The organism is Haliea sp. E1-2-M8 (assembly GCF_030649675.1).
In the GTDB taxonomy this organism is placed as follows: Bacteria; Pseudomonadota; Gammaproteobacteria; order Pseudomonadales; family Halieaceae; genus Haliea.
On sequence record NZ_JAUTDR010000014.1, the window covers coordinates 49,284 to 74,964 of the forward strand.

The following is a 25,681-nucleotide window of genomic DNA, read 5'->3' on the forward strand; positions in this document are numbered from 1 at the left end:
CAGGGGTCATAGTGGATAAATACCGGGTTTTAATTGCAGATGATCATCCGCTCTACCGCGATGCCCTTCGCAACGTGGTACTGGAAGCGTTTGCGGATGTTGAGGTAGTGGAGTGCGAGGATATCGCGTCTGCTCTTGAGTGTCTGGAGCGGACCGGGGTGGACCTCATGCTGCTGGATATCGTGCTGCCGGATACTGAGGATCTGGATGGCGTGCGGCGGCTGCGGGACGCCAGCCCGACCTGCCCGATGATTGTCTGTTCCGCCAACGATGATCCGGCGCTCGTACGGGCTGCATTCAAGCTGGGTGTGTCGGGTTACCTGCCAAAATCTTCGGGTACCACCATTACCCGTCACGCATTGCAACTGGTGCGTGGCGGCGGAGTGTATGTCCCCACCGAGGCGTTGGGCGAAGCCATGACAGGCGCTACGTTGCCCTCGCCCCGGTTGCTGCTGGATGGGCATCCGGCAGAGGATGCCACTGCTGACCTGACGCCGCGGCAGCAGGCTGTACTCGCCCTGCTGGAGCAGGGTATGTCCAACAAGGTAATAGCCCGCGAGCTGGGGATAGGGGAGATCACCGTGAAGGCGCACGTATCCGCGATCCTGCGCAAGCTGGGGGTTGATAACAGGGTGCAGGCGGTCGTTGCTGCCCGTACGCTCAGGCGCTGAGGTCAGGCGTTGGCGCCAGCATATGGCGCATGGTTGCACGCAGGCGCGCGGGATCGATTGGTTTGGTCAGCAGGGGTATCCCCAGGGATCTGAGTTCATCGCGCAGGGGTATGGAGCTGTCACTACTGATCATTATTGCCGGAGCTGGCCGCGGAAGCTCCGCGTTAATGCTGCGGACGGCTTCCAGACCATTTGTGCCGCTCGCGAGATGGAAGTCGGTAAGCAGCAGTCTTGGCATCAGGTCCTGGTCGATTATCTTGGTCAGTACCTCCTCGTAGCCGGGTGCCGCGATCACCTTGCAGTCCCAGTTTTCCAGCAGGCGTACCATGCTGCGCAGGACGTGGATGTTGTCATCAATGACCACCACCGGGCACTGATTGAAGCCTACCGGGCCCAGAGGGGTAGCGCTTGCCTCCACGGAAGCAACGGTGTTGGCTTCACCCACAGCCAGTTCCAGGGAAAAACTGCTGCCCTTTCCGGGAAGGGACCGCACCACGATAGTGGTGCCCAGCAGTCGGCAGATGCGCTCCACAATCGCGAGTCCAAGGCCCATGCTGCCTTCCTGACCCATACTCGCGCCGGGTGCGCGCCAGAACTCGTCGAAGATTCTGTGCTGGTGCTCCGAACTGATACCGACTCCCGTATCGCGGACCTCTATCGCAATGCGATCTCCGCGTCGCCGCACTCCCATCAACACGCGGCCATGCCGGGTATATTTGATGGCATTGCTGATGAGGTTGCGCAGTACGGTTTCCAAGAGCATGGGGTCGCTGTGAACGTTGCAGGAAGTGGCGATGACCGTCAGTCCCAGGTGTTTTGCCTCTGCGACTGAGCGGTACTCAGTCGCCAGGCGTTCGAACAGCGGCTGCAGGCTGAAATGCCTTGGCTCAGGGTGCAGGCCGCCGCTATCCAGGCGTGAGATGTCCAGCAGCGCACCCAGCAGGCGGTTAAGTGTTTCCAGGGCCAGGGCGACGCCCTGCAGGCTGTCCCGGTCGGCGGGAGGCAGGCCGTCACCCCTGATGGTTTCCAGATACAGCATTGCGGCATTGAGGGGCTGCCGGAGGTCGTGACTGGCTGCGGCAACAAAGCGGGTGCGGCTGGCGGTGGCCTCCTCGGCCTGTTCTTTGGCGCGGAGCAGGGCATTCTCGAAACTGCGTCGGAGATCCAGTTCATGCTCCATGCGTTCGTTGAGCCTCCGCAGTTCCGTGGTGCGGTCCGCGACGGTCTTTTCCAGGTTGCTTGCCACTTGAAAAGCGGCGAAGGCCCCTCCCTCCACATTGATTCGATGTTCCACCCGGTCCATCAGAATCCGGTTGGTATTTCTCAAGCTGGCGACTTCATCTTCGAGCTGTTGCAGTCTGGTTGCGGCAGCTGCATCCACGGCGGTCACCGCTGGCGGGTTCGTATTACTCATCGGTGGGCGCGAAAGGCGATGCAGTTGAAGGAGTTATTTACATTGAGCACGCTGGACTGCTCGCCCATGCAGGAAAATCCCCAGACGTTATGGGCGCCGAACAGCGCCGTGACCGGGAGCTCAAGGCCGTACAACTGCACCAGTTGCTTGCGCGCGGCGCACTCGAAGCCCAGAATCAGCGCATCACTGCCAAGATCCCTGCGTATCCGTCCCAGCGCAGTCTGCAATTGGTCGGCATAGTCCACCTGGTCAGCAACCCGAAATACCACGCCCTCATCGATGGCGCAGGCGCAGCGCAGTGAGCCGTCGTCAAGTATCTCGAGAAATCCTCGAGGGTAGGCGCGGTCACCGACCGTGATGATTGCGGGAAAAAGTGAAAGCTTTTCACGGTCAAGCTCGGCGATATCGACGCCACAGAGCCGCGCATACTCAATGCAGGCCGGCCTGCCATTGATCTGATGTACCACGCGTTGCGAAGGGGTGGCGGATGTGATCACCCCGCGCTGGTCGCTGGGGACGAAATTGTGGAAGTTGTAATGACGGAATTCAAGAGCAGAGTGCACTAACAGGACAACCGCCGCGGCGTCCTGCAGGCGACCCCTGAACAGCACAGGTGTTCGCTGCAGCTGCCAGTTGTCGCCGGCAGAAGCGCCTATCAGGTGGGTGTTGCCCAGCTCGCCACCGAGTGCCGCAGCCACGAACTCCTCCACCTGTACCAGGCTGTCGATCAGCAGGATGGCGAATGTGTTGGCGGAGTTTGAGCGCGGCGCGCGTGACCGCAATTCCCACTGCATTGACAGCACCAGCTCCCTTGCCTGCTGTAGCCCGAAGCTGCTGAGATCGGTAATGCTCCGGGCGACACAGCTGAAGTGTTCCTGCGGGAAGGACAATGAGACGAGGGTATTCTCGGTATACCCGGCAGGAGTGATCTCGCCAGAGGTGGAACACCCGTATACGTGGTTTCCAGGGAGCGATGTCAGCCCCTGTTCCAGCTCAATATTCGCGTGGTTGGGGCCGTGAAACAGAAGATTGAAGGCCGCTGTCTCCAGGGGCAGTGCAGCGGCAATTTCCGCAACGGCATCTGCCGTCACGGGATTGCTGGAGTGGGCTGTGTGGATGCCGGTGGTCATGGGGCAAGCATAGCCGATGACTGCTGCCAGCGGGAAGCCGCCGTCCAGCCGGACTATAGAGCGATGACCGTAGTCTGGGTTTCAGTAAACGCCTTGACCGCGTCCATCCCGTTCTCCCGGCCCCAGCCGGACTCCTTGAAGCCGCCGAAGGGCAGCGCGGCGTCGATTACGTTGTGGCAGTTCACCCATACCGTGCCCGCCCGCAGGCGCGGTGCGAGCTTGTGTACCAGTGAGATGTCGCGCGACCAGATGCTGGCGGCTAACCCGAAGCGGGTATCATTGGCCTGCCCCACCACTTCCTCGATGTCGTCGAAGGGCATGGCGACCAGCACCGGGCCAAAGATCTCCTCACGCACAATCGACATGTCGTGACTGGTGTTGACGAATACCGTGGGGTTGACGAAAAAGCCACTGCTGTCCGGGATGGTGCCCCCCGCCAGGATTTCGGCGCCTCCTTCCATGCCAGCGGCGATATAGGCGCAAACGCGCTCTTGCTGAGTGCGCGACACCAGCGGCCCGAGTTCCGTGGTCGGATCCAGCCCCGGACCGACCTTCATGTTGCGAGCGATATCGGCTACGCCGTCCACTACCTTGTCAAATATTGAGCGGTGCACATAGAGACGTGAGCCTGCGGTACAGACCTGGCCGTGATTAAAGAATATTCCGCTTGCGGCACCGGGTATGGCGATGTCCAGATCGGCATCGGGCATGACGATGGCCGGTGATTTGCCACCCAGTTCCAGGGTGACTTTCTTGAGATTCCCGGTCGCGGCCTGGAGAATCAGGCGGCCGACCTCGGTAGAGCCAGTGAAGGTAACCTTGTCTATCCCGGGGTGCGAGGAAATTGCGGCCCCTGCGGTGTGGCCGTAACCCGTGATGACATTGACGATACCGGCGGGAAAACCCGCTTCCTCGATCAGCTGTGCCATGAACAGGGCGGTCAGCGGCGTTTCCTCTGCCGGCTTGATCACGATGGAACAGCCCGCGGCGAGCGCTGGCGCCAGTTTCCAGCAAAACAGCAGCGTCGGGAAATTCCAGGGGATGATGGCACCTACCACCCCGATGGGCACATGGTTTGCCCAGGCGAACAGTTCGGTATCCGGGAGGAAGGGTGCGGACGGCTTCAGGGTGCTGCCGTTGAGTTTGGATGGCATGCCCGCCATGAAGCGCACGCAGTCGATGGCGCAGGCGATGTCGACGGCGCCGGCGATCGCCGCGGACTTGCCGTTGTCGATGGACTCCAGTTCCGCAAGAACGGCGGTGTTGGCTTCCATCAGGTCGGCGAGGCGATGCAGCAGCCGTTCCCGCAGCGCCGGTTTCATGGTGCGCCAGCTGTGGCTTTCGAACGCCTGGCGGGCCGCGGCTACGGCAACGTTGACATCGGCGGCATCGCTGTCCGCCACGTGTGCAACCGTCTCGCCGGTGGCTGGGTCCTGCACCGCCAGCGTCTTGCCGCTGGCAGCTGGGTGCCAGTGACCGTTGATGTAGTTGTGATGAGTCGCCTGGAGGAATTCACGGGTGGCGGGATTGATGGAATCCAGATCATTCATTGCTACGGTCATTGCGGCTTTCTCCACTGGTTATTGTGCCGAAACCTTTTGCCTTGCGGGCAGGTGCGTGTCGGTTGGGTTCAGCATAGAGCCTGGCGAGCAAAGGTAAATAATACCGAGGTACCTGGCCGGCGCTTGATTTTCCTACGCGTCTAATACTTTAGTAGCAGCCTGTTTCGAGCCATGCTTCCTTTGGCCAATTGTCGTCGGTATCCGCCGCTGTCTACCCTGCATGCAGCTGGTCAGAGGGGGCAGTGCAAACTGCGGCAAGATCAGCGCTGGAGCAGACGACAAAATAACCGGAGATATCAGCCCATGATCAGATCGAAGCCAGGCTTACTTGCGCTCGCAACATCCCTTGCAGTGGCGCCTGCGTACCTGCAGGCGTCGGTACTCGAGGAGGTGTTCGTGACCGCCACCAAGCGCGAGCAAAGCTCCCAGGACGTGGGGATCGCGATTTCCGCTTACACTGGTAATCAGCTGGAGCAGCTTGGATTCGACAACGCCCAGCAGGTCACGGCCATGGCGCCGGGGGTGCACACAATCCAGCCCAACGGCGAGGCCAACTATGCCATCGCGATACGCGGTGTCGCCTCCAGCGACTTCACCACCAATGTCGAGAGTCCGGTAGCGCTCTATGTCGACGAGGTCTATGTTAGCCAGATGTCAGGCGCCGGTTTCATGCTGTTCGACATGGAGCGGGTGGAAATACTCCGCGGGCCCCAGGGGACCCTGTTCGGGCGCAATGCCACGGGTGGCCTGGTGCATTACATTACCCGCAAACCGACCGCCGAATTCGATGGCTACGTTAAGGGGACGGTCGGTGATTACGACCAGTTCAAGGTCGAGGGGGCGATTGGCGGAGGCAATGAGACCGTTTCCGCCCGTCTTACAGCGTCCTACCATGAGAATGAGGGCTATATCACCAATCGCCTCGATCCCGGCAACAAGCTGAACAATGCCGACGACCAGGCGGTACGGCTGCAGGTGTTGTTCTCGCCACAGGAAAACCTCGACATCCTGTTCAATGCGAGGATGTCGGAGCAGGACATCCGTACCGGCTTCTTTGAGAACGTTTCGTCAATCCGCACTGGCGAATTGACCCCCGATGAGTTCAACCCGGTTCTCGAGTACATCGACAACGACGGCGATGTCTACGCAGGTGACTACGATGATCCCGGCTTCAATGACGTGGAGACCAACGGCTTCAGCGCGACTCTCAACTGGCGGTTCGACAATTTCAATCTGACATCGATCAGCGATATTTCTAACGTGGAGCGTGCTTACGTCGAGGACTCCGACGCATCGCCGGGGTCGGTATTCAATCTGTTCCTGCTCACTGATGCCGAGCAGCTGTCGCAGGAGCTGCGGCTGGATGGCGAAACCGAATCCTTCAACTGGGTGGCCGGTCTCTACTATATGGACCTCCAGATCAACGATGCCAACGGTGCCATCACCGAGCCCTTCATCGGCCCGGTTTACGACGAAATTGGCATTGGTCGCACGCCGGGCGCGGAGGCTGGACTCGACAACCCCTATACCTCCGAGCTGGAGTCCATTTCGCTGTTCGGGCAAGTGGATGTGCCACTCAGCAATGAGCTGACGCTGATCCTCGGTGGCCGCTATATTCAGGACGAAAAGGACTTCGCCTACGCCACCAAAGCAGTCGAGTTCCTCGACCCCGACTCCCGTGCGTTGAACGCGGCAAGCAATCTATCCAATGTAGTTGAGCTTGCGGCCTACGAGGGCAGCCGGAAGGATAGGGAGTGGTCAGCAAGAGTGCAGCTTGACTGGATGGCTTCTGACGACTTGCTGGTGTACGGGGGCTGGAACCGCGGGGTCCGTGGGGGTGGCTTCAATGCACCAATCTTCCCGCTGTCGCCGCCACTCGATTATAACGACGCAACAATGTCTTATGACCCAGAGCAGCTGGACGCCTTCGAAATCGGATTCAAGAGCACAGTGGCGGGTGGCCTCGCTCAGCTGAACGGTGCCGCCTACTATTACGATTACGCCGACTACCAGGCTTTCAACATCATTGGTATCGACACAATTACCTTTAACACCGATGCGGAGAGCGTGGGCGCGGAGCTGGAGCTGCAGGCCAGTCCCATCCCCGGCCTGGACATTCTGCTGGGGGCGGCGTGGAACGATATCGACGTGGACCTCAATGGCAGAACCGTGGCATCCGTGCAATCTCCAGAGTGGAACCTGAATGCGCTGATACGGTATGAATGGCCAGCGCTCGGTGGCAAGCTGGCGGTGCAGGCGGACTCGGTCTACCGTTCCGAGCACTACTTCGCCCTTACCGAGGCGGAGACCGTGACCGAGTCCGGTTACACGCTCACCAACGCCTCCCTGTCCTGGACTTCAACGGACCTGCGCTGGCAGGCAACGGCCTTCGTCAAGAACCTTACCGACGAGGAGTATCTGGTCCAGACTTTTGACCTGTCAGGACTGGATGTATTTGGTATCACGGAGCAGTACTTTGGCCGGCCGCGCTGGTGGGGTATGTCCTTGCGCTATAACTGGGGTGGATAAAGACAACTTTTAGCGGAGAGTATAACAATAATGCCAGAACACGATTACCAGACCGCCTACCGCGATTTCCAGTGGCCGCGCCCGGAGTACTTCAATTTCGCCGTTGATGTGGTGGATTACTGGGCGGCGCAGGATCCGGACAAGCTGGCTCTACTCTGGGTGGATGACGATGGCAACGAGGAGCGTCGCACTTTTGCCCAGATCGCGGAAAACTCCTGTCGGGTCGCCAACATGCTGGCGGCGGCGGGGGTCAGGCGCGGCGACTATGTCGTCATGATCCTTGGGCGGCAGATAGCCTGGTGGGAAGTGTTCACCGCGGCCCTGCGCATGGGAGCGGTCATCAGTCCCGGTACCACTCAGCTGTCCGCCAAGGATATCGCGTACCGGGCCGCGGCGGCCGCAGCTACCTGCGTGGTCACCGACAGCGCCAACGCCGGCAAGGTCGACGAGGTGCTGGCCGATCTGCCTGCGCTGCAGGTCAGGGTGCTGGTGGATGGGTCTCGCGAAGGCTGGATAGACTATCGCGATGCGCTTCCCCGCCAGGCGGTTAGTTTTCCGGCGGTTCCAAGCCTGGCGACCGACGAGGCCATGTGCTACTTCACCTCTGGCACTACAGGCTTTCCCAAAATGTGCCTGCACAGTCACGGTTATGGCCTGGCGCACCAGACCACTGGCAAGTATTGGTTGGATCTGGGTCCGGATGACCTGCACTGGAACTGTTCCGATACTGGTTGGGCGAAGGCTGCCTGGAGCAGCTATTTCGGACCCTGGTACCAGGGCGCGGCCCTGTTCGTGCACCAAAGCGCGAGCTTCAATGCACAGCGTACTCTTGAATTGTTGTCGCAATATCCGGTGACCACCTTTTGCGGGGCTCCCACCATCTACCGGATGTTTGTCCAGCAACCTCTGGAAAACTATCGCTTCGCTGCCCTGCGACACTGCGTGGGCGCGGGTGAGCCCCTGAATCCGGAAGTTATCTCGGCATGGCGCCGGCACACGGGAATCGTCATTCACGATGGCTACGGGCAAACGGAGACCGTACTGCTGTGTGGCAACTATCGCGGGATGGAACCGCGCTATGGCTCCATGGGAAAGCCGGCGCCGGGTATTGATCTGCAGGTTGTAGACGAGCACGGCGAAATCGTCGCCCCAGGGGTGGAGGGAGACCTCGCGGTTCGGGTGCGGCCGGAACCTCCGTTGGGACTCTTTCTTGGCTATAAGGGGGAAGAGGATAAAACCGATCGCAGTTTCCGCGGAGACTGGTATATCACCGGAGACCGCGCCCGGGTGGATGACGATGCCTACTTCTGGTTCGTCAGCCGCGCCGATGACGTCATCCTCTCGGCGGGCTACCGGATTGGCCCGTTCGAGGTAGAGAGTGCCCTGATCGAACACCCGGCCGTCGCCGAGTCCGCCGTGGTGGCGAGTCCTGATGAACAGCGTGGGGAGGTCGTCAAGGCATTTGTGGTGCTGGCGCCGGGGCATGAGCCTGGTGAGGAGCTGAGCCTCGCGCTGCAGAACCACGTCAAGGCGGTTACCGCACCCTACAAATATCCCCGTCGCATTGAGTTCGTCGAGGAACTGCCGAAAACCGTCAGCGGCAAGATTCGTCGCGTGGAGTTGCGGGAGCGGGAATGGGGCAAAGTTTGAGCGGCCGCACGGTGGCAATCTCCCGGGGGTACACTGTCGGCGGCGGCCCGGCAAACAGGATAGGACGCGCAAAATAATGGACAGGCAACTTACCCTCAGCGCACTGGACGGCCCCACGGACCAGCCTCTGCTCTACCAGACCATCGGTGCGGCATTCGACGCGACCGTCGCGCGATTCCCGGATCACGAGGCCCTCGTGGTCCGGCACCAAGGGGTTCGCTGGAGCTATCTCGAGTACCAGCGGCGGGTAGACGACCTTGCCTGCGGCCTCTTGGCGCTTGGAGTGGAAGCGGGGGAGCGGGTCGGGATATGGGGTCCGAATTCGAGCGAGTGGTGCCTGACCCAGTTCGCCACAGCAAAAATCGGCGCCATCATGGTCTGCATCAATCCCGCCTATCGCCTGTACGAGCTGGAATATGCCCTGAACAAGGTGCAGTGCCGGACGCTGATTACGGCGCAGCAGTTCAAGACCAGCGACTACCTGGGCATGCTGCAGAGCCTCGCACCCGAGCTGCAGAGCTGTACCCCAGGCGCGCTGCGCTCACAGCGCTTGCCTCACTTGCAGCGGGTGATCCAGATGGGGACGGGAAGCGTCCCGGGCATGCTTGATTTTGCAGAGGTCTGTGCCAGCGGTACCGCTGCCGATCGAGACCTACTGCAACAGCGGGCAGATTCGCTGTCGCCGGCGGATGCGATCAATATACAGTTCACCAGCGGTACCACTGGCAACCCCAAGGGGGCCACCCTTACTCACCTCAATATCCTCAACAATGGCAAGCTCGTGGGCGATGGGATGCGCCTGACCGAGCACGACCGGCTGTGCATTCCCGTACCGCTCTACCACTGTTTCGGTATGGTGATGGGGAATCTGGCCTGTATTACTCACGGCGCGACCGCGGTGTTTCCGAGCGAAGCCTTTGACCCGGCGGCGACGCTGGCGACCGTCGCCGGGGAACGCTGTACTGCCCTGCATGGCGTCCCCACCATGTTCATTGCCGAGCTCGATCTCCCCGATTTCAATGACTACGACCTCAGCAGTCTACGCACGGGGATCATGGCGGGTGCTACCTGTCCGGTGGAGGTGATGAAGCGGGTGGTGGGCAGAATGCATATGGAAGAAGTTCTCATAGCCTACGGCCAGACCGAAACCAGCCCCGTCAACCACATGACTTCGTCCGACGACTCCATTGACAAGCGCGTCAGCACCGTCGGCCGCCCCGCTCCCCATTGCGAGATCAAGATCGTCGATGCCGAAGGCAAGATCGTTCCGGTGGGCGAGAAAGGCGAAATCTGCTGCCGGGGATATTCAGTCATGCGGGGTTACTGGGATGACCCGGAGCGAACCGCGGAAACCATTGATCGCGATGGCTGGCTGCATTCCGGTGACATTGGGGTCATGGATGCAGAGGGCTATACCCAGATCACGGGCCGGATCAAGGACATGATCATCCGCGGGGGCGAGAACATTTACCCGCGCGAGGTGGAGGAATTTCTCTACACCCACCCCGAGATCCAGGAAGCGCAGGTATTCGGGATTACCGATCACCGCTACGGGGAGCAGGTCTGTGCCTGGATCAAACTGCGCGAGGGCTCTTCCTTGGAAGTAGAGCATATCCTGGAATACTGTGTTGGACAGATCACCCATTTCAAGATTCCCCGGCATGTGCGGCTGGTGGAAGAATTCCCGATGACGGTGACAGGCAAGATCCAGAAATTTCTGATGCGGGAGCATATGTCCCGCGAATTGGGTATTGAAACAGGTAACCCTGGAGATAAAACGTGACCATCAAGACTGGACTGATCTCTTCACTGGCGGCAACCGTGCTGCTTGCGTGTCACCTGAGCGCGCAGGCCGCGGGGTCGGCGGAGGCCATCATGACGGCGAGTTGCTCTGGCTGTCACAAGCAGGATGACAACGGCACATGGAGTCGCATTAGCGAACAACGCAAAACTCCCGAGGGCTGGCACATGACGCTGGTGCGTATGGAAGAGATACACGGCGCCAGCATCGTTGACCCCGCAGGTGGTGAACCGGGTGCCGCGATGCGCACGCTGGTTCGGCACCTGGCCGACACCCAGGGGCTGACTCCGGCTGAAAGCGCGCCCTGGCGCTATGTGCTGGAGCGTGAACTTAACACCATCGAAGAGCATGATACGGAACTGTTTGCCAGCATGTGCGCGCGCTGCCACTCGGGTGCAAGGGTCGGTCTGCAACGCCGCAGCGAGGAGGAGTGGCGTCATCTGGTGCACTTTCACCTGGGCCAGTTCCCCTCGGCTGAGTACTCACTCATGGGACGGGACCGGGACTGGCTGGGTATTGCCCTCAATGAAATGGTGCCCTGGCTCGCGAGCGAATTGCCGCTGGACAACGATGCCTGGACGCAATGGCAGGCGCAGCCAAAGCAGCCGTTTGCAGGACGCTGGAGAGTAGCTGGACACATGCCGGGCAAAGGCCTGTTTGCCGGAGATATGGTGGTGACTGACGGCAGCGACCGTGACTACGATGTAGAATTCAACGGCGAATTCGAAAATGGGGAGCCGCTGTCTGGTGCCGGTAAGGCGCTGGTTTACAGTGGCCATGAGTGGCGCGCCAGCTTGACTCTGGATGGCGAAGCCTATCAGCAAGTGCTGATGGCGGAGCCCGGCAGCGCCCAACTCCATGGTCGCATGTTTCGTCGCGACAACGTTGAATGGGGCTTGCGCATGCAGGCCGCCAGGGCCGGCGGTGAAGCCCGAATAATGGCCATGCAGCCATCCTATATTCGCGCGGGGGCCGAGCAGCGGCTGTTGCTGGTGGGTGCTGGGCTGGACCTTGAGGCGGATATTGGCCTGGGAGCGGGGCTGGAAGTCCTCGGGGTCACCGAGCGCAGTGCCGACGGCATGGTGCTGCAGGTCCGCGCGGCGGCGGATGCCGCAGAGGGAGGGCGTACCGTCAGTGTCGGCGAGGCCGGCGCAGAAGGCATGCTGACGATATATCGTTCCCTGGACCGGGTCACCGTAGAACCCGCATACGCGGTAGCCAGGGTGGGCGGCAATGGTGGTTCACAGCCTGTGGTGGAAGCCATGTTCGACGCTATCGGTTTCAGTAACGGCCCCGATGGTGAACCCGGAACCGAGGATGATTTAAGGGTAGGGCCGCTATCGGCAAAGTGGTCCGTAGCTCCCTTCAATGCGCAGGCAGCGGCTGATGAGGATGTCCGTTTTGCAGGTGCAATGGACGCGGCCTCCGGAGTATTCACGCCGGGAGCGGCTGGCCCGAATCCCGAGCGCAAGTATCAAACCAACAATGCGGGCAACCTCAAGGTGCTCGCGACTGTTGAGCACGAAGGCGCTCTCCTCAATGCTGAGGGCCAATTGATAGTTACTGTACAGCGCTGGAATAATCCACCCATACGCTAGTCTTCCTGGGAGCAAACACCATGGGCATGGCATTGAATCTGAATGAAAACAACTTCCATCAGGTCGAGGTGGAAGGTCGCCAGCTGCTGTTCCATATTCCCAGCAGTAGCCTGTTTGAGGCCGACGAGACCCTTGAGCGGGTCATCACAGGTCTGCGGCAGTGGGGACCGCTTTCCGCGGAGGAGCTTGGCGCGCGGCTGGGAGGGGTCTCGGTGACTGAGGCCCTCGCGGATCTCGACAGCCTTGGGATCGTTAGTGGCACGGCTGCCACCACCGCGGGACGCCTGTCTATCCCCGACAAGTTGCCCCTGACCACCGTCGTTCTCAACGTCAATACAGGCTGTAACCTGAGCTGCACCTACTGCTACAAGGAGGATCTGGCGACACCAACGGCAGGTGAAAAAATGCAGCTGCAAACCGCCATCGATTCCCTGGAGATGCTATTGGCGCAGTCGCCGGAGCAGCCCCGCTACAATGTTGTTTTCTTTGGTGGCGAACCCCTCTCCAACTTGCCTCTGATTCGCGAAGTGGTTGATTTTGCCGAGCAGCGTTTCCGAGCCCTGGGTAAGCGCGTTGACTTTTCTCTCACGACCAACGCCACCATGTTGAACGCCAAGACCATTGAATATCTCGATAGCCACTGCTTCGGCATCGCGGTAAGCATTGATGGGCCCAAGGCGATCCATGATCGCAACCGGATTACCGTCGGCGGTCAGGGCACCTACGAGACGGTAGCTCGCAAGGTGGACCTGCTCCTCTCCAGCTATCGTTCCCGACCCGTGGGGGCGCGCGTCACTCTCACCCGAGGCATCACCGATATCGAGCTTATCTGGGATCACTTGTTCAACGAACTGGGCTTTGCGGAAGTGGGGTTTGCACCCGTAACGGCGGGTGACATGGACAGTTTCAATCTTGCCGAAGAAGAGCTGGTGGCAGTGTTTGCTGGCATGAAACGCCTGGGGGAGCGTTATGTTGAAGAGGCGCTGCAGCACCGCAATATTGGATTTTCCAATCTGCACCAGCTGCTCACCGATATCCACGAAGGCACCAAGAAAGCACTTCCGTGTGGCGCAGGGTATTCCATGGTGGCGGTTGACAAGGACGGTGGCGTTAACCTCTGCCACCGATTCACCGGTTCGGAGCTACCGACCTTTGGTTCCGTCAGCGACGGTCGAGGCCTCGATGTGGCGGCCCTGGGTGAATTCCTTTCCCATCGCCTTGATCGCAGTAATACCGGCTGTAATACCTGTCATATTCGCAATCTTTGCTCTGGTGGCTGCTATCACGAGAGCTACCAGCGTTACAACGACCCGGCGCACCCGGTCTATCATTACTGTGAGCTGATGCGTGACTGGGTTGACTTCGGGGTGGGCGCTTACGCCCGTATAGCCGCAGCCAACCCCCGCTTTTTTACCGATTACATCACCCCCCGGAGGGCAAGCTGATGAAACACCTTAAGCCGTTGAATCACAAGGCACGGTTGCTGGACGAGGCAGCTGACACCGATGGGATGGATGAGGTCGTTGCCATGCAGAGCGTAGTGGGTTGCACCGCGACTACGGATCCAGGCTGGGAGGTCGACACGTTTGGTGGTGTCGCGGGTCTTTGCCAACCCATGGAGGCAGATCTCTACGGCTGTGCAGACCCATGCTGGTGGCCCGCGCAGGTTCCCGATGTCATGGTGAACTATCCGGACTGGGATGGTCAGTCACCTTCCGCAGGCCAGGACTGGCGCAAGCTTGACGCGGTCTTCCCCGAGAGCGATTCATGAGGCAGGCAGACATGTTGAAAGGATTGAGAAATAGTGCCGGCCTCGGCCGCAGCACCCACGCCCTGCTGGTGATGTCCATGGCACTGCTGGCGGCGGGCTGTGATGCAGAGGAAACGTCCACTACCTTCCAGGGGGAGGGCGCAGCCAGTGATGTGATGGTGGTGATGAACAAGCCCAACAACCTGCATGTGGTTGATCTTGGCCAACGGCGCGTAATCAGAACCTGCGAGTTGCCGGGGGATTTCGGGCCGGGAACGGTGGCCGTGGCGCCTGACGGTAATACGGCCTATGCCCTTACCAACCGGTTTGAAAATATCTACGGCGTTGCGATAGATACCTGCGAAATCGTGTTTTCCGCACGCCAATCCCAAGGCGAAGAACGGGTCAAGACTTTCGCCGGTATCGCGGTCAGCAAGGATGGGCGGGAACTCTACACCCACCAGAGTCCTACACGGCTACTGGCGGATCGCTACGAAGTCCAGGGCGCCCGTTTGGCAGTATACGACACTAACGGGGGTCTCGACAGCCTACCGCTGAGAACACTTCCGGCACCACGCCAGATTACCATCATGGCCACTGGCGAGGATGGAACAGTCTACCTCGGTGGGCGCGATATCTTTGCCATGGACCCGTCCAGCGGGGAAGTTCGCGTCGCCCTGCCCAGTCAAAGCGCGGATATAGCGCTGGAGAGTCAGCGTGATGTGCTGTCAGTCTGGCCTCTCGGCTCGGTCAACAATGAGATGGTGAGAATGTACTCTGCGGCGCGATTCCAGGATGAGTCGCAGGATATGGAAACCGCGGACTGGATCTGGGGCTATGAGCGCATCGACCTGGCGACAGGCGCTGCCGAGGACCGGGTGTTCGGCCCCCTGGAAGTAGTGTTGTTTTCCGGCATGGCGAGGCCCGACCATCCGGAGCAGTTCTTCGGTGTCCTGACCCAGTTGAAGAAGTTTGATGTGGCGGCGGCCCAGGAGGTCGCCTCGGTTGATCTCGAGCACAGCTACTACTGCATCAACTTTGCGACCGACGGCAGCGAACTGTACTTGGCCGGTACATTCAACGATATCGCCATCTACGACCCTGACACACTTGAAAGGTTGGGTAATATTCAGCTTCCCGGCGGGGACATGTCGTTGGCAAACTCGCAGGTGTTCCGGCGGGTGTTGTAGCGTTTCGTGCCCCTCGAGGCCCCCCAGCAGCCTGAGTCCGCCAGCCGTTCCGAGGATCTGCGCTGGCTGGCGGGGTTTCTCCTGCCCCACAGGGTCGCCCTGGCAGGGCTGCTGTTGCTGTCGGTATCCACCTCCCTGTTGGTCCTGATTCAGCCCTACCTGACAAAATTGCTGATAGACGACGCCCTGCTTGCGGGGCGGGTAGATATCCTGCTGATCATTGTCGGCCTGATCTTTGGCGCCGGCCTGCTGGCAACGATTCTGTCGGGTCTGAACCGGTATTGCTATACCCGCCTGTCCGGGCGGGTACTGTTCGCGATACGGGAATTGGTTTACCGCCACCTGCAGACGTTGTCACCAGCCTTTTTTAGCCGCAACCGCAGTGGGGATATTCTTGCACGTCTCGATGGGGATGTGGCGGAACTGCAGCGTTTTTCTGTCGACAGCCTGTTCGCAGCGGTCAGCGCGCTGCTGGGCCTGGTGGGTACTATCGGATTCATGCTGCTATTGAGCTGGCAGTTGACCATGGTGCTCTTGGTTGTCTCCCCGCTGCAATGGCTCTACCTCAGGTTCATGCGTCCGCGGGTCCAGGAACAGACACGCCAGCTCCGCGAGCGCTCCAGTGACATATCTGCATTTCTGGTAGAAACCCTGCCCGCCATGAAATTCATTCAGGGCATGGCGAGCGAGGGTCGGGAGGCCGTCCGCCTGGGCAGGCTCAACTCCCGGTACCTGGACCGGCTGTTGCACCTGCAGCTGGTCGAATTCGCCACGGCAGCCGTACCCAACACCCTGACTTCTGCGGGGCGCGCGACGGTGTTCCTGATAGGCGGTTACTGGGTCATTCAGGGGCAGCTGGAGCTGGGTTCGCTGATTGCGTTCGCTAGTTACCTGGGCATGGCGGCGGGCCCGGTGCAGGGACTGCTGGGCCTGTATATGTCGCTGGCCCGGGTGCAGGTCAGTCTCGAACGCGTGCGGTACCTGCTTGACGCGTCTCCCGATGTTGATGCCGGGGGAACCGCGGTTCCGCCGGAGCGGCTGTGGCAGGGAATTCTGCTCGATGCTGTGAGTTTCCACTATCCCCTGCACGATGACGATGTGTTGCAGGGTGCCTCCCTGGAAATTCCGGCGGGTAGCAGCGTCGGTCTTCAGAGTCCATCGGGATCTGGCAAGACTACGCTCGTTGACCTGTTGCTGCGCCACTATGATCCCCAAGCGGGGAGCATCCAGGTGGACGGCATCAACCTGAGGGAGTTTGATCTGAGTCTCTGGCGCAGCCGCATCGCCCTGGTAGCCCAAGATATTGTTCTTTTTCGGGGTTCCATTTGTGACAATATTCGCTACGCGCGGCCAGATGCCAGCGATGCCGAGGTGGAGGAAGCTGCGCAGCGGGCACGGCTCGGCGGGCTTGCGAAGCGATTGCCCCTGGGCCTGGATACCCCGGTCGGGGATCGTGGTACTCGCTTGTCGGGTGGGGAGCGGCAGCGCATTGCCATCGCCCGGGCCCTGTTGCAACAACCACTGCTGGTTATCCTGGACGAAGCAACCTCGGCGGTGGACCAAGAGGTGGAGCAGGAAGTGCTAGCGATGGTGAATCAGGTATTTGCGGGGCAAACCCGATTGCTAATAAGCCATCGTGATTCCGCACTGGGAAGCTGCGATGGCCGCATATCGATTGTAGACCGCAAGCTTGAAATACTATGGCATCTGGGCAGCGTGTGAGTCGCCTGCGCGTTGGCCTGGTAGACAGTGGCCTGGACCATGCAGCGTTGCCCGCGGCGGTAGCGAGCTGTGCCTTCAGGGTCGCGGGTGCTCACCCCGGCGTAGTGTGTGCAGCGGAGCCACAGCTCGATCGGCTGGGCCATGGCTCTGCCGTTGCCCGTGTACTTTTGCAGCGAGCACCTGAAGTCGCGTTGTTCAACGCACAGGTGTTTGACGACCAGCTGACCTGTAGCAGCAGCCAGGTAGTGGCGGCCCTGAACTGGTTGATTTCTGAAGACGTGCGCCTGATCAATCTCAGTTTCGGTCTCCTGCGGGATTGCCCCGAGCTGGCCGGAGCGTGTGCCCGGGCCCTGGGGCAGGGCATCGTCCTCGTTGCCGCCAGCCCCGCTCGCGGTGCGCCGGTATTTCCCGCCAGCTACCCAGGGGTCATACGGGCAACGGGGGACGCGCGCTGTGCCCCGGGAGAGCTTTCCCGCCTGGACAGTTCACAGGCGGATTTCGGGGCCTGCGTACGCGCCGACAGTTCCGGGCCTGCGGGCGCCAGCATCGGCTGTGTCCATGTGACTGCCGCCGTGGCGCAATACCTGCTCATGGAACCCGATGCCAGCCTGGAGCAGATCCATACCCACCTGGCTGCAGTCGCCCGGTTTCAGGGGCCGGAACATCGTCAGCACTGATTGGGCGACGCGCAGCGTGGGGCCTACAAAAGCCCATAGCGCTGTAACCAGGCCTGCACCAGTTGGGCTTTTTGCGGCTGGGAAATGGTGTGTTTTATCCTGTCCAGTAGCAGTTGGTGCCGGGCATCCATGGTGTCCGGCAGGCCCTCCAGCAATGGCGCCAGGGTGATGCCCGCCACATGCCACACACCCAGGGGCTGGTCGCTGGTGACGGCCACTGGCGCAGCGCGAATCCGATCCCCATCCAGCACGGCACCTGTTTGCAGGCCGAGGAAGCGGGGTGAGATGTCGCTGTGGGAAGGTTCGTCGTCGGGCCAATTGCGCCGCTGGCGCCAGAAGGATTCCTGTGGCCAGCGTTGCTCCAGCCGGTAAAAGTCACGTCCTGTCCGGGCAAATCGCAGGAACAGGTGTTCTACCCGTTGCCGGTAGAACGCTTCCGCAACTGACCGGTCGTCGGGGTGTTGCAGCAGGCTGTTCACTACGGCCGGGGCGGCCAGTGCTGAAGACAGTGCCTGAAATACGCCGTTGCCGGACAGCGGGTCCACCGCCATGGCGGCATCGCCGACACGCAGCAACGCACCGGAGACCAGTTCATTCCGCAGCACTGAAGTGCTGCCTCGTGCAAATACCGGTCCCGTGGGCGAGGTGCCGACGATCCGGTCCGTAATATCGTGGTGTGGTTGTATCAGGGCATTGAACCAGCTGTCCAGCTCGCTGCGGGCAGGGAGTGAGCCGGCCTCCGCACTTACTGTCAGCTGCAAAAAAAGCAGGCCTGCGCCGGTCTGGGCAAGCCAGGCCCAGCCCGATGGCAAGCTGTAGAGGTAACTGCTCGCGGGCTCCGGTGGTCCTTGCCGCACCTGTACCAGCGACACCGATTCGGGACCCCGAAGCCGGTTGCCGCCACCGCCCGCCGCGCGGCCACGAGCATCGATCAGAAACCTGCATCCCCGTGCGACGCTACCACCGCTGGCCAACCTGACCTGCAGCTGGCTGCCGCCATTCTCCAGTGCGTGGGTCGGTCCGAGTTGCCCGGTTATTACCTCAATGCCGGCGCTGCGGACATCGGCCAGTAGCGCCTGGTCCAGCGCCTCTCGCAGCACCAGATGTTCGCTGTTGGCATCGTTGGTGGTGCCGTTCCAGGTCGCGCGTCGGGGGCTGGCGGCACCGAGGCAGGCCGCCGCGGAGTTCAGTCCCGCCTGCTGCAAGCCCTGCAGCGCCCGGGCGGAAAAGCCCTCGCAGCTTGGCCAGGGCCGAGGTGTCGCCAGCAGCAGCACCCGGTAACCCATTTGTTGCAGTCCCAGCGCTGCGCAGCAACCCGCAGGGCCGCCTCCGGCGACCACAATGTCTGATGGTCTGCTCATTGCTGTGTTGGTTCCCGGTTACTGTACGGCTGGGTAGAGCGCATCATAGAAGCCGCTTCTGGTGCTGGCAATCGGCTACGGCACATTCTGCGGCAGGCCTCACCACCGGGGCCCGGCACTGGCGGGCACCTCGCGCTTTGGGTATCCTGCGCCGCTTTCACCCTTGTCCGTGGAGATACATCCCATGTCTGAACCTATTCCGGTGGCCGCCGCCCTCAGGGGCGACCTGCCGCTGGGCAGTACCGTCACCGTTCGCGGCTGGCTGCGCAGCAAGCGCGATTCCAAGGCGGGTATCTCTTTCCTCGCCGTCCACGACGGCTCCTCCTTCGACCCCATCCAGGCGGTGGTGCCCGCAGCTCTCGGCAACTATGAGAGCGAAATACTGAAGCTGTCGACCGGGTGCGCGGTGTGCGTGCGCGGCGAGCTGGTGGCCTCCCAGGGCCAGGGCCAGGCGCTGGAAATCCAGGCCAGCGAGGTCGAGGTCGTGGGCTGGGTGGAGGATGCGGAGGCTTACCCCATCGCCAAGAAACGGCACACCTTCGAGTACCTGCGGACCCAGGCCCACCTGCGGCCGCGGACCAATACCTTCGGCGCTATCACCCGGGTGCGCAACACCCTGGCCAACGCCGTTCACAACTATTTTTACGACCGCGGTTTCCACTGGGTCAACACGCCGATCATCACCGGCAGTGACTGTGAAGGAGCGGGGGAACTGTTCCGGGTGAGTACCCTGGACCTGGCCAACCTGCCGCGCAAGCCCGACGGCAGCGTGGACCACGGCGAGGACTTCTTTGCCGGCGACGCCTTCCTCACTGTCTCCGGGCAGCTGGAGGTGGAGGCCTACTGCCTGGCCATGAGCAAGGTCTACACCTTTGGTCCCACCTTTCGGGCGGAGAATTCCAACACCAGCCGCCACCTCGCGGAATTCTGGATGGTGGAGCCCGAGATCGCCTTTGCCGATCTCAATGCCAATGCCGACCTCGCGGAAGACCTGCTCAAGCACCTGTTCACGCGGGTGCTGGAGGAGCGCGAGGACGACATGGCGTTCTTCCAGCAGCGGGTGGACAGTACGGTGATCGAGCGGCTGCGCACGGTGATCGACAGCCCCTTTGAGCGCCTGGACTACAGCGAGGCGGTCCGCATCCTGGAGAACTGCGGCAAATCCTTCGAGTTCCCGGTGGCCTGGGGTGTGGACCTGGCCTCCGAGCACGAGCGCTACCTGGCGGAAACCCACGTCGGGCGCCCGGTGGTGGTGATGAATTACCCGAGGGAGATCAAGGCCTTTTACATGCGGCTGAACGACGACGAGCGCACGGTGGCGGCGATGGATGTGTTGGCCCCGGGGATCGGCGAAATCATTGGCGGCAGCCAGCGGGAGGAGCGGCTGGACGTCCTGGATGCGCGCATGGATGCCCATTTGCGCGAGGAACTGTGGTGGTACCGGGATCTGCGCCGCTATGGCACGGTGCCCCACGCCGGTTTTGGCCTCGGTTTTGAGCGCCTGCTCAACTACGTGACCGGCATGGAAAATGTGCGCGACGCCATTCCCTTCCCCCGCACCCCGGGCAACGCCAGCTTCTGAGCCAGCATCCCCCGGCTGGCAGTCACTCCTCGGCGGTGGCGCGGGGCGGCTTCAGGCCACTGCCGGGGCGCAGGCGAAACAGCGCCTGGTAGTTGTTGTCCGCGTCCGCGCCGGTGTAGTCCAGCTCCACCACCTGCTCCAGCTGGAAGCGGCGGGTGGTGCTGGTCAGGCTGGCGGTCCATTTGTCGTAGCTGAACTTTTCCGGGTCCTTGCGCAGGTCGACAAAGCCCTCGAGACCACAGTTCACCAGGCGCACGCTGAAACCGGAGCTGTTGACGTGGATGATTCGCCCGCTGAAGCCCGCCGGCTGCGCCAGTGCCTGGCGCGCCAGGTACTTGCTCGCCAGCCAGCGCTCCGCTTCCTGGGTGGCGGCCCGGACATTGGCAAGGCGCTCCTTGAGAGCGGCCAGCTGTTCCCGGGTCACCAGGTTGGGCTCACCGCCATGCAGGGCGGCCTTGATCTGCAGGTGGACCAGAAAGTCCACGTACTTGCGCAGGGGCGAAGTGCAATTGGTGTAGCACTCCAGCGCCATGCCCATGTGCAGCCCCGCTTTCGTTGACAGCTCGGCCCGGGTCAGCAGACGGTTGATCATGGCCCGCAGGGGCAGGCTGTTGGCGCTGCCCGCCAGGTGGCGCATGATGTCCCGATAGCCCTCGCGGCTGACCGGGTCCAGCTCTGCGGCTTCGGGCGCATGCAGGGCCAGGAACTTGCGGCACTCGTCGATGCGGTCGGCGCGAAACCCCGGATGGATGACAAAGGGGCCGCTGGCATCGCGCTCGGCCAGAAAACGGGCCGCGCAACGGTTGGCGGCGATCATGCATTCTTCCACCAGCTTTTGCGACAGCAGCTTGTCGTGAGGCTCGATGGATTCGATCTGTTTGCGGTCGTTCAGGATCCAGCGGAACTCCCGTCGATCTTCCATGACCAGCTCGTCGGCATCGCGGCGCGCGCGCAGGGCCCGATAAACCTGGTACAGGGCTTCCAACGGCGTGGCGTGGCTCATCAGGTCGTCGCCATTTCCGTTCAGGTAGCGGTCGACAGCGAAGTAGGACAGTTTCGCCCGGGAGCGCACCGTGGCTTCGATAAACTCGAAATTGCCGACGTCGCCACTGTCGCTTACCGCGACCTTGCAGACCAGGGCGGCGCGGTCGTTGCCCTCGGACAGGGCGCAGGTGTCCTGCGCCATCTGCTCCGGCAGCATCGGCAATACGTCGCCGTGGAAGTAGACCGAGGTGCTGCGGGCGGCGATGTCCTGCTGCAGGCTGGACCCCGCCGGGATCCAGGCGGTGGGGTCGGCGATGGCTATGTAGAGGGTCCAGCCATCGCTGCTGATATCGGCATACAGGGCATCGTCGATGTCCTGGGTCTTGGCGGCATCGATGGAGACGAACTCGAGATCGGTCAGGTCGCGGCGGCGCTCGATTGCCAGCGGCCGGCATTCGGCCAGCTGCTTTTCCATGTCCTTCATCGCCGGCGTGCTCCAGGCCGGAGCCAGCCGGTATTTCGCGATGCAGTACAGGTTCTCGATGCCTGGGGTATCGTCATTGCCCAGCACCTGGAGGATCTTGGCCTGGGGTTTGCCGTCGCGAATGGGGTGGCGCAGGATGGCGCAGCGCACGTAGTCACCTTCGCGCACGCCGTTGCGGGCGTGGGGGGGGATGAACAGCCAGCGCTTGAGCTGGGGCAGGTCCGGCTGTACAAACAGGGCGTTGCCCTTGCGCACGCAGCGGCCGCTGAAATCACCCAGCGGGCTGTCGATCAGCTTTTCGATGTCGGCGATGGTCTTGTTCTCGCCGGAGGGGCGGATGCAGATCCATACCCTGTCGTCCGGGAACGCCTTGAGCATCTCGTCCGGCGGAATGAAGACCTCCCGGCCGTCGTCAAGCACCGCGAAACCATAGCGGGACTGGGTGCCCTTGATCACCGCTTCGGCCCGCTCTTTCTCGGCCTCCATCTGGGATTTAAGGCCCTTCAGCTGGGCGAGTGAGTCCGGGTTGAGCATCGCGGGGTAACGTCTTTTGCTGGCAGTGAATGAGCGGGCTATCGTAGCTGAAAAGAGCGGCCCTGTCAGAATTCGCTGCGGGAGGCGGCCCGCCGCCGCGAACTCGGGCAGTATTCTCCGTTGACATTCTGCCGGACAGGGTTTGTAATCAGATCAACGCTGTGGTTTCCCCGCAACCAGGAAGCGCTTTTGAACACACGCTGTACGCTTCGTCCAACCCCTGCCCGGCCCCCGCCGCCGGTATCCTGCCAGACCCGCTTGCCAGCCCCATCACCGTTACCCGCCCCCACGAGGAATCCGCTATGGACTCAGGCTCGCCCCTGCGTGTAGAAAAAACCACCCTCAAAGCCGTCGTCAAGAAAACCTATGTTCTGGACACCAATGTCCTGTTGCACGACCCCAATGCTGTAACCGCCTTCAACGAACACCATATCGTGATCCCCATGACCGTGCTCGAGGAGCTGGACCATATCAAGGACCGGCCAGACAAGACCGTCAGCCGCGAGGCCAGGATAGCCATCCAGATCATCGACAAGGTGGTGGACGCCGCCTCGCCCCGGGAAATCCAGGAGGGAGTATCGATCCCGGGCAGCAACCTGGAGGGGGCGCTGGGCACCCTCGCCATTTATCCAGACCAGCTGCTCAGCGATGCCAGCGACATTCCCTATCTGGACGCGACCCAGGACCAGGCCAACGACAACCGCATCATCAACGTGGCCCTGCGGTTGCAGGCGGAGAACCCCGGCGCCTTCGTCTGCCTGATCACCAAGGATATCAACATGCGCATCAAGGCCAAGGGCTCGGGCCTGGTGCACGTGGAGGATTACCGCCGCGACCGGGTGCTGGACGACATCGACCTGCTGGCGCGCGGTTACGAACATGTTGAGGGCGACTTCTGGTCGGGGATTTCCGAGGTCGACACCCTGCGGGAAGGCGATTGCACCCTGCACCGGATTCCGCGCCGCTCCCTGCCCGGTGCCTACCCCAACATGTTTGTTCACGACGATCAGGACTTCATGGCCTTCGTCAAGCGCATCGACAGCGACTATGTCTACCTGCGCTGCGACAGCCGCGACAAGTTGATGCATCGCCGCTTCTGGGGGCTTACGCCGCGCAATCTGGAGCAGGCCATGGCCATGTCCCTGCTGGAGAATGACAGCGTCGACATGACCGTGATGACCGGGCCCGCCGGTTCCGGCAAGACCCTGCTGGCCCTGGCCTACGGCCTGCATGCGATCCTCGAGCAGAAGCGGTTCAGCAAGCTGATCGTGGCGCGTTCCACCCCGCCCATCGCCGAGGACATCGGTTTCCTGCCCGGTACCGAGGAGGAGAAGATGGCGCCCTGGCTGGCGGCCTTCGACGATAACCTGGAGATCCTGCACGGTACCGACGAGTCCTGCCACGGCAGCATTGCCTACGTGAAAGAGCGCGCCAACATCCAGTTCAAGTCGCTCAACTTCATGCGCGGGCGCTCCTTCAACAACGCCTACATCATCATTGATGAAGCCCAGGGCCTGACCCAGTTCCAGTTGAAATCGGTGATCAGCCGGGTAGGGGCGGACTCGAAGATCGTGGTGCTGGGCAACCTGGCGCAGATCGACAACAAGTACATCTCGCCCCTGACTTCAGGGCTCACCTACCTGGTGGAGAAGACCAAGGCCTATCCCCACGCGGGCATCATGCACGTCAACGGCATCGTGCGCTCCCGGCTGGCGGCCTTCGCCGAGGAAAATCTGTAGGTCGGCCTACCTGAGCGGCCGGCGCGGCCTGGGCGGCCCCGCCTGGGCGGTCCCACCTGGGCGGCCCCACCTGGGCGGCCCCACCGACAGTTTCGCTCAGGCCGATGAATTAGTATCATTGGGGCGCCCGGATCCGTTCCGGGCGTCCTGTCCCTGTTTTTAGCTGGATATCCATGAAAAAGTTCCTCTTTGGCAAGCGCATGTGGCTCATGCTTTTGGCCACCCTGCTGGTGTTTGGCGGCCTGTTCGGCATGCAGTGGTACGGCCAGCAAATGATGAATCGGGCCATGGACAACATGCCGCAGCAGGTGGTGACTATCACCGCGGCGGCGGCGGAACGCGTGCAATGGCAGCCCACGGTGGATGCGGTCGGCACGCTGGCGCCCATCGACGGGGCGCAGCTGGCGCTGGAAGTGCCCGGTATCATTGCCCGGGTCAACTTCGACAACGGCGCCACGGTGGCGGCTGGGGATGCGATCCTTGAGCTCAGCGCGGCACCGGACCGTGCTGAACTGGCGGTGCTGGAGGCGGCCCAGGCGCTGGCCGCATCGGAGCTTGAGCGTGCCGAGTCCCTGTTGCGTGAGCGCAATATCTCGGAGTCGGAACTGGACCGCCGCGCCAGCGAGCTGGACCAGGCCCGGGCCCGGGTGACGGCACAGAAAGCGCGGATTGAGCAGAAAACACTGCGCGCCCCGTTTGCCGGCCGGCTGGGTATTCGCCGCTTCAACGTCGGCGCCTACGTGCTGGCGGGGGACCCGATCGTCGAGCTGCAGGCGCTGGATCGGCTCTATCTCAATTTCACCTTGCCCGACAGTTACACCCCCCGGCTGGAGCCCGGAATGGCGCTGCAGGCCCAGGCCCAGGCAATGGGCCCGGAAACTTTCCGCGGCAGGCTCAACGCCATCGCGCCTGCCGTCGACCCGGATACCCGCAACATTGCCCTGCAGGCGATTGTCGACAACCCCGATGAGCTGTTGCGGCCCGGTATGTTCGCCCGGGTCAGCCTGGCCCTGGGGGAGCCCCGCGGCCAGATCGTGGTGCCGGCGACCGCCATTTCCTACCGTCCCTACGGCAATTCGGTCTATGTGCTGGCTGAGCAGGACGATGCGACCACGGTGCGCCAGCGTTTCGTTGAACTCGGCCCCACCCGCGGTGACATGATCGCGGTGGCGTCCGGCCTCAAGGCCGGTGAGATCGTGGCTACCAGCGGCCTGCTCAAGCTGGATGGCGGGGTGCCCGTTCAGGTGGACAACACATCGCCCCCGGCGAGCAGCCTGCAGCCGCAACCGGAAAATCGCTGACC

Annotated in this window: 18 protein-coding genes; 13 read left to right on the plus strand and 5 right to left on the minus strand. The window is 61.8% G+C overall.

Annotated features, from left to right (window positions below; genetic code table 11):
• The first annotated feature begins 11 nt into the window (after positions 1-11).
• Positions 12-671: a response regulator transcription factor gene (locus Q6D67_RS13130; protein ID WP_304706104.1), complete on the plus strand. Its 660-nt coding sequence runs from the start codon at positions 12-14 to the stop codon at positions 669-671.
• Here the strand turns inward: Q6D67_RS13130 and Q6D67_RS13135 are convergent.
• The 3 genes from Q6D67_RS13135 to Q6D67_RS13145 are packed head-to-tail and all read right to left on the minus strand — an operon-like array spanning position 661 to position 4,777.
• Positions 661-2,052 carry a hybrid sensor histidine kinase/response regulator gene (locus tag Q6D67_RS13135; protein ID WP_304706106.1) on the minus strand — a complete coding sequence of 464 codons (1,392 nt, stop codon included), beginning with the start codon at positions 2,050-2,052 and terminating at the stop codon, positions 661-663. The genes Q6D67_RS13130 and Q6D67_RS13135 overlap by 11 nt on opposite strands.
• Before the next feature lie 29 nt (positions 2,053-2,081).
• Positions 2,082-3,215: an FIST signal transduction protein gene (locus Q6D67_RS13140; protein WP_304706108.1), complete on the minus strand. Its 1,134-nt coding sequence runs from the start codon at positions 3,213-3,215 to the stop codon at positions 2,082-2,084.
• A 53-nt stretch (positions 3,216-3,268) separates the two neighbouring features.
• Complete coding sequence (locus Q6D67_RS13145; protein WP_304706110.1) at positions 3,269-4,777, minus strand: aldehyde dehydrogenase family protein; 1,509 nt, start codon at positions 4,775-4,777, stop codon at positions 3,269-3,271.
• A gap of 303 nt (positions 4,778-5,080) precedes the next feature.
• Between Q6D67_RS13145 and Q6D67_RS13150 the strand changes: the two genes are divergently transcribed.
• From Q6D67_RS13150 to Q6D67_RS13190, 9 genes are all read left to right on the plus strand, one after another.
• Positions 5,081-7,306 carry a TonB-dependent receptor gene (locus tag Q6D67_RS13150; protein WP_304706112.1) on the plus strand — a complete coding sequence of 742 codons (2,226 nt, stop codon included), beginning with the start codon at positions 5,081-5,083 and terminating at the stop codon, positions 7,304-7,306.
• A 30-nt stretch (positions 7,307-7,336) separates the two neighbouring features.
• Positions 7,337-8,956 carry an AMP-binding protein gene (locus Q6D67_RS13155; RefSeq protein ID WP_304706114.1) on the plus strand — a complete coding sequence of 540 codons (1,620 nt, stop codon included), beginning with the start codon at positions 7,337-7,339 and terminating at the stop codon, positions 8,954-8,956.
• A gap of 76 nt (positions 8,957-9,032) precedes the next feature.
• Positions 9,033-10,739, plus strand: a complete 1,707-nt coding sequence (locus tag Q6D67_RS13160; protein ID WP_304706116.1) for an AMP-binding protein — start codon at positions 9,033-9,035, stop codon at positions 10,737-10,739.
• Positions 10,736-12,355: a quinohemoprotein amine dehydrogenase subunit alpha gene (gene peaA, locus Q6D67_RS13165; protein WP_304706117.1), complete on the plus strand. Its 1,620-nt coding sequence runs from the start codon at positions 10,736-10,738 to the stop codon at positions 12,353-12,355. Before Q6D67_RS13160 ends, peaA begins: the two co-directional genes overlap by 4 nt.
• Before the next feature lie 20 nt (positions 12,356-12,375).
• A complete protein-coding gene (gene peaB, locus Q6D67_RS13170) occupies positions 12,376-13,800 on the plus strand; it encodes a quinohemoprotein amine dehydrogenase maturation protein (RefSeq protein WP_304706118.1) in 1,425 nt (474 codons plus the stop codon).
• Positions 13,800-14,126 carry a quinohemoprotein amine dehydrogenase subunit gamma gene (gene qhpC, locus Q6D67_RS13175; protein ID WP_304706119.1) on the plus strand — a complete coding sequence of 109 codons (327 nt, stop codon included), beginning with the start codon at positions 13,800-13,802 and terminating at the stop codon, positions 14,124-14,126. Before peaB ends, qhpC begins: the two co-directional genes overlap by 1 nt.
• An 11-nt stretch (positions 14,127-14,137) precedes the next feature.
• The gene (peaD, locus tag Q6D67_RS13180) at positions 14,138-15,295 is read left to right on the plus strand and encodes a quinohemoprotein amine dehydrogenase subunit beta (protein WP_304706120.1); all 1,158 of its coding nucleotides are present in this window, start codon (positions 14,138-14,140) and stop codon (positions 15,293-15,295) included.
• 6 nt (positions 15,296-15,301) lie between these two features.
• Positions 15,302-17,017 carry an ABC transporter ATP-binding protein gene (locus Q6D67_RS13185; RefSeq protein ID WP_304706121.1) on the plus strand — a complete coding sequence of 572 codons (1,716 nt, stop codon included), beginning with the start codon at positions 15,302-15,304 and terminating at the stop codon, positions 17,015-17,017.
• On the plus strand, positions 17,014-17,694 hold the full coding sequence (locus tag Q6D67_RS13190; RefSeq protein WP_304706122.1) for a S8 family serine peptidase: 681 nt from the start codon (positions 17,014-17,016) through the stop codon (positions 17,692-17,694). Before Q6D67_RS13185 ends, Q6D67_RS13190 begins: the two co-directional genes overlap by 4 nt.
• 23 nt (positions 17,695-17,717) lie before the next feature.
• Here the strand turns inward: Q6D67_RS13190 and Q6D67_RS13195 are convergent, their stop codons facing one another.
• Complete coding sequence (locus Q6D67_RS13195) at positions 17,718-19,055, minus strand: hypothetical protein (RefSeq protein WP_304706123.1); 1,338 nt, start codon at positions 19,053-19,055, stop codon at positions 17,718-17,720.
• 184 nt (positions 19,056-19,239) lie between these two features.
• Between Q6D67_RS13195 and asnS the strand changes: the two genes are divergently transcribed.
• Positions 19,240-20,637 (plus strand): asparagine--tRNA ligase, encoded by a 1,398-nt coding sequence (gene asnS, locus Q6D67_RS13200; RefSeq protein ID WP_304706124.1) that lies wholly within the window; start codon positions 19,240-19,242, stop codon positions 20,635-20,637.
• A gap of 22 nt (positions 20,638-20,659) precedes the next feature.
• Here the strand turns inward: asnS and Q6D67_RS13205 are convergent, their stop codons facing one another.
• On the minus strand, positions 20,660-22,639 hold the full coding sequence (locus Q6D67_RS13205; protein WP_304706125.1) for a VacB/RNase II family 3'-5' exoribonuclease: 1,980 nt from the start codon (positions 22,637-22,639) through the stop codon (positions 20,660-20,662).
• Positions 22,640-22,941: 302 nt separating this feature from the next.
• Here Q6D67_RS13205 and Q6D67_RS13210 point away from each other — a divergent pair, with 302 nt between their 5' ends.
• A complete protein-coding gene (locus tag Q6D67_RS13210) occupies positions 22,942-24,378 on the plus strand; it encodes a PhoH family protein (protein ID WP_304706126.1) in 1,437 nt (478 codons plus the stop codon).
• A 173-nt stretch (positions 24,379-24,551) separates the two neighbouring features.
• Positions 24,552-25,679, plus strand: a complete 1,128-nt coding sequence (locus Q6D67_RS13215) for an efflux RND transporter periplasmic adaptor subunit (RefSeq protein WP_304706127.1) — start codon at positions 24,552-24,554, stop codon at positions 25,677-25,679.
• Positions 25,680-25,681: the final 2 nt, after the last annotated feature.

What these genes read in the sequence shown, in the direction of transcription:
- Q6D67_RS13140 (WP_304706108.1), bottom strand. Translation starts at nt 3,215, where the DNA reads ATGACCACCGGCATCCACACAGCCCACTCCAGCAATCCCGTGACGGCA.
- Q6D67_RS13145 (WP_304706110.1), bottom strand. Translation starts at nt 4,777, where the DNA reads ATGACCGTAGCAATGAATGATCTGGATTCCATCAATCCCGCCACCCGT.
- Q6D67_RS13150 (WP_304706112.1), top strand. Translation starts at nt 5,081, where the DNA reads ATGATCAGATCGAAGCCAGGCTTACTTGCGCTCGCAACATCCCTTGCA.
- Q6D67_RS13155 (WP_304706114.1), top strand. Translation starts at nt 7,337, where the DNA reads ATGCCAGAACACGATTACCAGACCGCCTACCGCGATTTCCAGTGGCCG.
- Q6D67_RS13160 (WP_304706116.1), top strand. Translation starts at nt 9,033, where the DNA reads ATGGACAGGCAACTTACCCTCAGCGCACTGGACGGCCCCACGGACCAG.
- peaB (WP_304706118.1), top strand. Translation starts at nt 12,376, where the DNA reads ATGGGCATGGCATTGAATCTGAATGAAAACAACTTCCATCAGGTCGAG.
- qhpC (WP_304706119.1), top strand. Translation starts at nt 13,800, where the DNA reads ATGAAACACCTTAAGCCGTTGAATCACAAGGCACGGTTGCTGGACGAG.
- peaD (WP_304706120.1), top strand. Translation starts at nt 14,138, where the DNA reads ATGTTGAAAGGATTGAGAAATAGTGCCGGCCTCGGCCGCAGCACCCAC.
- Q6D67_RS13195 (WP_304706123.1), bottom strand. Translation starts at nt 19,055, where the DNA reads ATGAGCAGACCATCAGACATTGTGGTCGCCGGAGGCGGCCCTGCGGGT.
- asnS (WP_304706124.1), top strand. Translation starts at nt 19,240, where the DNA reads ATGTCTGAACCTATTCCGGTGGCCGCCGCCCTCAGGGGCGACCTGCCG.
- Q6D67_RS13205 (WP_304706125.1), bottom strand. Translation starts at nt 22,639, where the DNA reads ATGCTCAACCCGGACTCACTCGCCCAGCTGAAGGGCCTTAAATCCCAG.
- Q6D67_RS13210 (WP_304706126.1), top strand. Translation starts at nt 22,942, where the DNA reads ATGGACTCAGGCTCGCCCCTGCGTGTAGAAAAAACCACCCTCAAAGCC.
- Q6D67_RS13215 (WP_304706127.1), top strand. Translation starts at nt 24,552, where the DNA reads ATGAAAAAGTTCCTCTTTGGCAAGCGCATGTGGCTCATGCTTTTGGCC.